11 protein-coding genes are annotated in these 8,946 nt (G+C 69.6%); 8 read left to right on the forward strand and 3 right to left on the reverse strand.

Going from position 1 to position 8,946, the window contains the following annotated elements:
- Positions 1-226: 226 nt before the first annotated feature.
- The 6 genes from ACFW6B_RS17545 (at position 227) to ACFW6B_RS17570 (ending at position 5,979) form a co-directional block, all read left to right on the forward strand.
- Entirely contained in the window at positions 227-1,852 is a 1,626-nt protein-coding gene (locus ACFW6B_RS17545; RefSeq protein WP_386596880.1) for a penicillin-binding transpeptidase domain-containing protein, read from the forward strand.
- A gap of 104 nt (positions 1,853-1,956) precedes the next feature.
- A complete protein-coding gene (locus ACFW6B_RS17550) occupies positions 1,957-3,633 on the forward strand; it encodes a penicillin-binding transpeptidase domain-containing protein (RefSeq protein ID WP_386596882.1) in 1,677 nt (558 codons plus the stop codon).
- A 94-nt stretch (positions 3,634-3,727) separates the two neighbouring features.
- Positions 3,728-4,258, forward strand: a complete 531-nt coding sequence (locus tag ACFW6B_RS17555; protein ID WP_386596884.1) for a YbaK/EbsC family protein — start codon at positions 3,728-3,730, stop codon at positions 4,256-4,258.
- Between the two features lie 332 nt (positions 4,259-4,590).
- On the forward strand, positions 4,591-4,836 hold the full coding sequence (locus ACFW6B_RS17560; protein WP_386596886.1) for a hypothetical protein: 246 nt from the start codon (positions 4,591-4,593) through the stop codon (positions 4,834-4,836).
- Between the two features lie 149 nt (positions 4,837-4,985).
- Positions 4,986-5,327, forward strand: coding sequence for a hypothetical protein (locus tag ACFW6B_RS17565; RefSeq protein ID WP_386596888.1), 342 nt, complete (start codon positions 4,986-4,988; stop codon positions 5,325-5,327).
- 307 nt (positions 5,328-5,634) lie between these two features.
- On the forward strand, positions 5,635-5,979 hold the full coding sequence (locus tag ACFW6B_RS17570) for a hypothetical protein (RefSeq protein WP_386596891.1): 345 nt from the start codon (positions 5,635-5,637) through the stop codon (positions 5,977-5,979).
- 192 nt (positions 5,980-6,171) lie between these two features.
- Here ACFW6B_RS17570 and ACFW6B_RS17575 read toward each other — a convergent pair whose 3' ends face one another.
- The 3 genes from ACFW6B_RS17575 to ACFW6B_RS17585 form a co-directional block, all read right to left on the reverse strand.
- Positions 6,172-6,453, reverse strand: coding sequence for a hypothetical protein (locus tag ACFW6B_RS17575; RefSeq protein ID WP_386596893.1), 282 nt, complete (start codon positions 6,451-6,453; stop codon positions 6,172-6,174).
- A 121-nt stretch (positions 6,454-6,574) separates the two neighbouring features.
- Positions 6,575-6,853: a hypothetical protein gene (locus ACFW6B_RS17580; RefSeq protein WP_386596895.1), complete on the reverse strand. Its 279-nt coding sequence runs from the start codon at positions 6,851-6,853 to the stop codon at positions 6,575-6,577.
- A 137-nt stretch (positions 6,854-6,990) separates the two neighbouring features.
- A complete protein-coding gene (locus ACFW6B_RS17585) occupies positions 6,991-7,467 on the reverse strand; it encodes a hypothetical protein (protein WP_386596898.1) in 477 nt (158 codons plus the stop codon).
- 456 nt (positions 7,468-7,923) lie between these two features.
- Here ACFW6B_RS17585 and ACFW6B_RS17590 point away from each other — a divergent pair, with 456 nt between their 5' ends.
- Positions 7,924-8,493, forward strand: coding sequence for a hypothetical protein (locus tag ACFW6B_RS17590; protein ID WP_386596900.1), 570 nt, complete (start codon positions 7,924-7,926; stop codon positions 8,491-8,493).
- Between the two features lie 72 nt (positions 8,494-8,565).
- Positions 8,566-8,859, forward strand: coding sequence for a hypothetical protein (locus ACFW6B_RS17595; RefSeq protein ID WP_386596902.1), 294 nt, complete (start codon positions 8,566-8,568; stop codon positions 8,857-8,859).
- Positions 8,860-8,946: the final 87 nt, after the last annotated feature.

The following is an 8,946-nucleotide window of genomic DNA, read 5'->3' on the forward strand; positions in this document are numbered from 1 at the left end:
CCGTTTGGTTTTTGTTTCCTGGGTCTAACCCCCCCCCCCCGCCCTCAAATAAACGCCGTCGGGATCGCGTTTACCGTGGTCCCGTTCGCCGCCTCCGCGTTTCGGGCTAACGATTCGGCGAAGATCCGCGCCAACACCCCTTCCCATGCCTAGAGTTCGAGGTGAGCCGACTTTTCTGAACGCGTTCAGAAGTTCGGAGGAGGGGTCGCGGGGAGGGGTTCGCGCGATGCGCAAAGGAGCCAAGGTCGCCGTCGTGGGCGGTGTGCTGGCGGCGATGGTGGGCGGCGCCGGGTACGGCGCCTACAACGTGGTGACGGCGATCAGCGGCGACGGCGCCGCGGGCGGACCCGCTCCGGTGAGGACCGGTCCGCCGAGCGGCGCCGAGGTCGAGGAGGCGAGCCGCGCGTTCTTCGCGGCCTGGGAGAAGGGCGACGCGTCGAAGGCCGCCACGTACACGAACTACGCGACGAACGCCGAGGGACTGCTCGCCGGCTTCCACGACGACGCGCACCTGACCGACGTGAAGATCACCCCGGGCACCGCGTCCGGGGCGCGGGTGCCGTTCTCCGTCAAGGCCACGGTGTCGTACGACGGGAAGAGCAAGCCGCTCGCGTACGACTCCGAACTGACCGTCGTGCGCGGCGAGACCACCGGGAAGGCCCTGGTCGACTGGAAGCCCTCCGTCGTCCACCCGGAGCTGAAGGACGGGGACACCCTGGTCACGGGCGAGTCGGCGAGCCCGGCGATCGAGGCCGTGGACCGGAACGACGTCGTCCTGACGAAGGAGAAGTACCCGTCCCTGGGGCCGATCCTCGACGCGCTCCGGGGGAAGTACGGCGACAAGGCCGGCGGCACGCCCGGCATCGAGCTCTCGATCCGGCACGCCGCCGAGGGCACCGGCGGCGACACGACCCTGGTCACGCTCGCGAAGGGGCGGGCGGGCAAGGTCCGCACGACCCTCAGCGCGAACGCGCAGGCCGCCGCGGAGAAGGCCGTCACCCGGTACGCCGAGTCCTCCGTCGTGGCGGTGAAGCCCAGCACCGGCGAGGTGCTCGCCGTCGCCAACCACCGGAAGGACGGCTTCAACGCGGCCTTCCTCGGCAAGCTCGCGCCCGGCTCCACGATGAAGATCATCAGTGCGGCGACCCTCATCGACAACGGCATCACGACGGCGAACGGCCCCGCGCCCTGCACGGACACGGCGACCTGGCAGAGCCAGACCTTCCACAACCTCAAGGGCATGCAGCCACAGGAGAACGCCACGCTCTCCGACAGCTTCGCGCGCTCGTGCAACACCGCCTTCGTGAAGTACGCGGACGAGGTGAAGGTCGACTCCCTCACCGCCGAGGCCCAGCAGCGCTTCGGACTCGGGCGGAACGACTGGAAGACCGGCATCGAGTCCTTCGACGGCTCGGTGCCCGCCTCCGGCGGCCCGGACACGGCGGCCAACATGATCGGCCAGGGCCAGGTCCAGATGTGCCCGCTGAACATGGCGTCGGTGACCGCCACCGCGATGACGGGCGTCTTCCGGCAGCCGGTCATCGTGCCGCGCTCCCTCGACGACCGGGAGCTGGCCACCGCGAAGGGCCTGTCCGCCGGTACGGTCGCCCAGCTGCGCGCGATGATGAACCGCACGGCCGTCAGCGGCACCGCGGCCCGGGTGATGGCGGGGCTGGGCGGCAGCATCGGGGCCAAGACCGGCTCCGCCGAGGTCGACGGCCAGGCCACGTCCAACAGCTGGTTCACGGGGTACCGCGACGATGTCGCGGCCGCCGCCATGACCCAGGAGGGCGGCCACGGCGGAGACGCGGCCGGTCCGATCGTCGCAGCTGTGCTACGAACGGGCGGCTGAAGTCGCTCCGTACGGAACGGGACTCTAGGGTGGTGCCTCTCGTCGATGAGCGAGAGGCACGGGGGCACCACGGAGCACCAGGGGACGGCGGAGGACAGAGGGCTGTGGGCAAGAGAAGGCGCGTCGCCGAGCGACGGAAGACGAGGCAGCCCGCCGTACTCGGCGGGGTGGTCGCCGTGGCCGTCGTCGGCGGGGCGCTGGGCGCCTACAGCCTCTACGGCAGCGGGGCGTCGGCCGACGAGGGGGTCACGGCCGGCACCCGCAAGGCCGTCAAGAAGGGCCCGCTGTCGGCCGCCGAGGTCACCATGGCGTCCACCGCCTTCCTGAACGCCTGGCAGAGCGGCGACGTCGGCCGGGCGGCCGCGGCGACCGACGACCCGTCCGCCGCCACGACCGCGCTGACCGGCTTCGGCAAGGACGCCCGCATCAGCGACGTCACCCTGACCCGCGGCAAGCGCTCGGGCGCCGACATCCCCTTCACCGTCAAGGCCACCGTCACCCACAAGGACACGGCCAAGCCGCTGTCGTACACCTCGAAGCTGACGGTCGTGCGGCGGGCCGGGGACGGCACGGCGCTGGTCGGCTGGAAGCCGTCGGTGGTCCACCCCGACCTGCGGGACGGCGACCGGCTGGTGACCGGCGCGGCCGGGACACCGCCGGTCACCGCCCTCGACAGCAAGGGCGGTGAGCTGACCGCCGCCAAGTACCCCTCCCTGGGCACGGTCCTCGACGGGCTGCGCGAGAAGTACGGCAAGACGGCCGGCGGCAAGGCGGGCATCGAGCTGCGCGTGGTCCGCAAGGCCGCGGCGAAGGGCGCCCAGAAGACCCCCGACAAGACCCTGCTGACGCTCAGCGCGGGCACGCCGGGCAAGGTGCCGACGACGCTCAGCCCGACCCTCCAGGCGGAGGCCGAGCGCCTGGTGGCCACCAAGCCCAAGTCGTCGGTGGTCCTGATGCGGCCCTCGACGGGCGAGATCCTCGCCGTCGCGAACACCGGCCACGGCTTCAACACGGCCTTCCAGGGCTCTCTCGCGCCCGGCTCCACGATGAAGGTCATCACGGCGTCGATGCTCTTCGAGAAGGGCCTCGCCTCGGCGAACAAGCCGCACCCCTGCCCCAAGACGTCGACGTACGGCGGCTGGAAGTTCCACAACGACGACGACTTCGAGATCAAGAACGGCACGTTCAAGGCGAGCTTCGCGCGGTCCTGCAACACGGCCTTCATCTCCCAGGCCAAGAAGCTGAAGGACGACGACCTGACCAAGCAGGCCCAGCAGGTCTTCGGTCTGGGCCTGAACAACTGGGCCATCGGCGTTCCCTCGGCGGACGGCTCGGTGCCGGTGCAGAGCGCGGCGCAGATGGCCGCCGAACTGATGGGCCAGGGCGGGGTCCGCATGAACCCGCTGAACATGGCGTCCGTCGCCTCCACGGTCAAGTCCGGCACCTTCCGCCAGCCCTACCTGGTCTCCGCGTCGGTCGATCACCGCACGCTGGCCAAGGCGTCCCGCACCATGTCCGCGAGCACGCTCGCCCAGCTCCGCGAGGTCATGCAGTACACGGCCGCGGCCGGCACCGCGGCCGAGGCCATGTCCGGACTCGGCCCCGACTTCGGCGCCAAGACCGGCTCCGCCGAGGTCGACAACCAGAAGGAGCCCAACGGCTGGTTCACCGCGTGGAAGGGCGACCTGGCGGGAGCCGGCGTGGTCCAGCAGGGCGGCCACGGCGGCAGCACGGCGGGCCCGCTGGTGGCAGCCCTCCTGAAGGCGGGCAGCACCGGCTGACGCCCTTCCCCCGGTACGCGGGGTCCGGCGGGTGGGGTCCGGCCTGCCGGGGTCCGGTCGCGTGGGGTGTACACCGACCGCTAGCGTGCCGTACATGAACGTCACCGATGACAACGCCGACGAGGGCCGGCCCTCCGTCGTGAGCGGCCCCGACCCCCTTTTCGCCGAGGCCCTGCGGGAGCTGGGTCTCGACGAGGTGATCGGACGGGTCCGGCGCTTCCCCGACACGGCCCGCACCACCGCCGAGGCCGCCGCGGCGATCGGCTGCGAGCCCAGCCAGATCTGCAAGTCGCTGTTCTTCGCGGCGGACGGGGTCCCGGTGCTGGTGCTGCTGGACGGCTCGGCGCACGTCGGCATGGAGCTCGTGCGGCAGGAACTGGGCGCCGACAAGCTCACCCGGGCCGGGGGCCGGCTCGTACGGGAGTCGACCGGGTACGGACCCGGCGCCGTGCCGCCCTTCGGGCACCGTACGAGGATCCGCGTCCTGGTGGACCGTTCACTGCTCGCCCACGACACGGTGTGGACCTCGGCGGGCACCCCGTTCACCGTCTTCCCGATGGACCCGAAGAGCCTGATCGCGCACGCGGACGGCACGCTGGTGGACGTGCGCGAACCGATGGCGTGACGCCGCCCGTTCGGCAGCCGTCGTCCCGCCGTCCCCTGACGCCGAGGACACAGGACGGCGAGTCAACAGTCCGCAATCCCTAACACTCTTTCCGAGCAATTGGGTTGGTGCGACGGTGTGCGGTGCCGGGCCCCCTCCACAGTGCTCCCGCGCCGCACACCGAACAGCAAACCGCCCTCCCGCAAGGCCAGTTGACGCCCAGGCCGGGCCCGGCTCCTCCGCGGAACGCGTACGGCTTCCGTGCGCCGACCATCTGACGCTACTGCTAGTGTTCACGCCGTCACGCTAGGCAACTAGCCATCACGTGTAAGCAATGGAGAACCGAGGGTTCCATGCGTAAGTTTCAGCAGGTCGTGTTCGCAGCAGCAGTAGCGGCCGGTGGCCTGTCCGCCGTCGGCGCCGGAACGGCTGTCGCCGACACCCATGACCACGGACCGCGGGCGTTGAACCTCTACCGCCCGTACCAGGAGTGCAGCCCGCAGACGGTGGTGGAGAACGACATCCCGATCGGAGTGCTCGGTCTCGGTCAGACCCTGGACACCACCTGCGGCCAGTACAACAAGGCCTTCACCCGCTGAGGTCGGCGACGCCGTCGTCGCGACGGTCGGCACGGGATCCCTTCGGGGCGACCCGAAGGGATCGAAAGCCGCCGGAGCCCACGGAGGGGCGAGGCAGGACTCGAGGGGGGAACGGCGCCCGGGGCGCCCGCACTAAGGACACGCATCACATGTTCAGCAGGAAGAAGATCGCTGCCCTCTCGGGGCTCATCGGCGGCCTCGCCGTGGCGTCCACGGGCCTCACGTACGCGCACGCCGCGGCAGGCCCGGGGACTTGCACCCGGAACGCCCAAGGGGACGTCATCTGCGTGCAGCACATCCAGGGCAAGAGCGCCGAGCGCGGCCTCATCCCCCACCAGGAGACCTGCCTGCCGGTGCAGCGCGTGACGCTGCCCGCCGCCATGGGCACCGGCTCGACACAGATCGGCCCCCAGGTGACCTGTTCGCCCACCACGTCCGGCTCGCCCCGGCAAGCCGGCGGGGAGCACGGGCTGCCCGAGCTCCTCCCCTGAGAAGCACGTCGGCCGAACACCACCCCACGACCCCATCGGCGCTCTACCCCGTACGGGGGCTCCGACACGACATGGGATGCAAATCCCCGATCGATTATGCCTGGCGTGCTTACGTTTACGGAAAGTGGCCGTTCCGGGCGGTGCGCTGAGCGATACCCCGTGGTGCAGGTAGCCCGGACGCCGAATTCGCGTCCGGGCTACAAACATCCCGCCGGCGAACGAATATTTCATCGCTTGACCTTTTCGGCGCGAACAATTCCGACCGATAAAGGACTATCCGATCCTCCACCCCAAAGGAATGCAACGCATGCTCTTTTCACAGAAGACTGCGGCTGTCGCGGCATTCGCCGGAAGTCTCGCCGCCATCTGCCTCGGCGCCACACACGCACAGGCCGAGGGAAAGACGGTCGCCTGCCCCACCACCGAGCAGAAGGACGTCGTGTGCGTCCAGAAGAATGAGACGTACACCGACAAGGACGGCACGCACGTCATCAAGCAGGACCAGCAGTGCTCGACAAAAGACCGGCCGAACGTGGTCACGCAGCAGGACCGGCTCCTGGAAGGCGGATCCGTCAAAGCGGGGCCGGTCGTGGACTGCTCCAACACCGCGAAGCTGCCCGAGGGGTTCAGGAAGCCGCACATCGGCATCTGAGCGCTCACGGAAAATGCCGGTCCGAGGGGAAGGATTCCCCCGGACCGGCATTTCGCTTCCCGGCCGTCTTCGACGACGGCTCGGCCGCCGTGGTGCGGCGGCCTCACGGCAACGGCCTTCACGTCGGTCCCGTGCTTCCGTGACGGAGCACAGGACCGGGCGAAGGCCGTTGCCGTGTTCGGAACTCGGGGATCAGCCGCCGAACGTGTTGTTGCAGCCCTGCTTGGAACCGAGGGAAGTGGCCTGGCCACCCGGGTCGCCCTCGCCGTTGAGCAGGTTGCCGCCCAGCCCGTTGGCGATGCCGACGTTCCCGAGGATGTCGACGTTCAGGTCGTGCGACTTGCAGGTCGAGCTCTGCGTGACGCTGAGGCTGTCGCCGCCGACGTCGTAGCCGCCGGCGTGGGCCGTGCCGCCGACGAGACCGAGGCCGCCGATGGCGGCGATCAGGACCGCGACGTTGCGAAGCTTGCGCATTTCATCTCCGTGTGGGGGAAGTTCGGAAGTGGTGTGGCGTACGTGAAAGGTCCCGGCACTTCGCCAGAAGCCAGTGCCGGGACCTTTCATGATTCGGCGTCATTCAACGCCTGAGGGGACTTCAGAAGGCGCTGTTGTTGCAGCCCTGGCTGGAGCCGAGGTGGGTGGCCTGGCCGCCCGGGTTGCCTTCGCCGTTGAGGGCGTTGCCCAGCAGGCCGTTCAGAACGCCGACGTTCCCGAGGACGTCGAGGTTCAGGTCGTGCGACTTACAGGTGGAGCTCTGCGTGACGCTGACCTGGTCGTCGCCGACATCCTGACCAGCGGCGTGGGCCGTGCCGCCGACGAGTCCGAGGCTGCCGAGGGCGGCGACCAGGACCGCAACGTTGCGAAGCTTGCGCATTTCATCTCCGTGTGGGGGTGTTGAGCTTTTTGCGATCCGTGGGTAGATCGCGGTTACGGGAAGAACAATAGCGACAAAAGCCGTGAAGCAGACAACGACACGCTGACTTCATGTCGCCGATCAGGCACCGAAAGCCGTCAGTGATGCTGCACGTTGGAGAAAGAGTTCGCCTGGTTGTTGACCTGGGTGCACTCGACGCCCTTGGTCTGGGATTCGGCGAGCAGGGCGATCGGGACGTTCGCGTCGAGCAGGGTCTGCGGGCTGCACTCCTGGGACGGACGGAACAGGTTGGTCTGCCCCGCCGAAGCGCCCTGCTGCCGCTGCGGCGCGTCAGAGAGCCGCGGGCTGAACTGCGGGTTCAGCTGCGGGCTGAGCTGCGGGGAGACCTGGGTGCCACGCGACGGCGCCATCTGCTGCGGCGCCGGCGAGCCGTAGGTCTGCGTGGTCGCCTGGGCGGAGGACGCCGAGGCCGCCTGGGCGTCGGCCTGCGAAGCCGCCTGCGGCGCAACGCCGTTGGGGGCGGACTGGGTGACGGCGAAGCTCGAGCCGACGCCGACACCGGACAGACCGCCGGCCGTTGCGGCGACGAGCGCGATCTTGTGAAGCATACGCATGAGTTTCCTCGGCTCTTCAATTGACCTGTGCACGGAAAGAATTGACCTGTGCACGGAAGCTGATGTGCCGATGGGGCAGCGCAGCCTTCGCTGTCCCTCTGCTCCATTCGGCCGCGATGGGCCATCCCTATCGCCCCGTGGGGAACGAAGAAAACACGGCCCCGAAACGGGGGCCGATATGTGGTCACCCATTTGATGCGGCGCGCGAGCCGTGACGCCCGGGCGTGTTGACGGCAAACGGGTGACGCCCCGTCGAGTGCCGTGACCGCGGCGCCGAAACCTCGTTGCCCGATACGAAGTCCGCGTGCTCCTCGAGACAACCGTAGCCTCCGGCACGATGCGGGTGACGCACCAAAACGCACGCGTGACCGCGATGCGAGTGACGCACCAACTGCACGCGTGACCGCATCGAATGCAATGGACTCACATCTCAGGCAACCAAGGACCGAGGGTTTCATGCGGAAGCTTCACAAGGCCGCGCTCATCGTCGCAGCGGCCAGCGGTTTGGCCGGCATCGGCGCCGGCGGCAGCTTTGCCGACTCACCGGAGGGACGCACCGGTTCCACCCCGGCGTCGGTTCCGGATCAGCCGGCCGCTCCGGCCGCGGCTCCCCAGCCGGCCTCGCAGGCGGCCCCGTCAGGAGCACAGCAGACCGGATACGCCTCGGCCTCGGCCTCGTCGCAGGGAACGGCCCAGGCATCCAGCTCGCCGAACACGCAACAGGCCGCGCCCGCGCAGCCGGTGCAGGCCGCGCCCGCGCCCGCGCCCGCGCCCGCACAGGTCGTACCGCAGGTCGTGCCCCAGGTCATGCCGCAGGTGGCCCCGCAGGTGGCGGTGCCCCAGGTACCCGGCGCGGAGCCCCCGATGGTTGTCGCCCCCCAGGTGAACCCGCAGCTCAACCCGAAGGTGAACCCGCTCGTCGACCCGACGATCACGCCCGCGAGCGCACCGGAACTGGCGCCGGTCGCCCTCGGGCAGATCGCGGCACCTCCCGTCGGGCAGCTGGGACTTCCCCGGCTCGGCTGACAGCCCGCCCCCGCACGTCCTCGGTCCCGACCCGACGGGTCGGACACCCGCACTTCCTCCTAGGAGCTTCACATGCGCAAGTTGCACAAGGCAGTTCTCCTGACCGCCCTCCTCGGCAGCGTCAGCGCCCTGGGTGTCAACACGGCTTCCGCGTACGGTGATTACGGCGATTCGGGCCACGACACCGACACCATCGACATCACGCAGGGCGTCGAGTGCCGCTCGCACGACATGAACATCGAGGTGCTCGGCGGCGTCGGCGTCCTCACCGGCGCGGCCGCCAACCTGCTGAACGGAGAAGGGGCCGCGGGCGCGCAGAAGAGCCACCTCGGTTCCGAGATGGGCTGCAACAACCGGGCGGGCTGACCGACCTCCCACTAGCGCTCTCCATTCCGTTGGGGCGGCGGCACCTCTGCATCGAAACGCACGGAGGCGGCGTGGACGCATGAAGCG

The sequence above is a fragment of the Streptomyces sp. NPDC058751 genome (assembly GCF_042746485.1).
Lineage (GTDB): Bacteria > Actinomycetota > Actinomycetes > Streptomycetales > Streptomycetaceae > Streptomyces.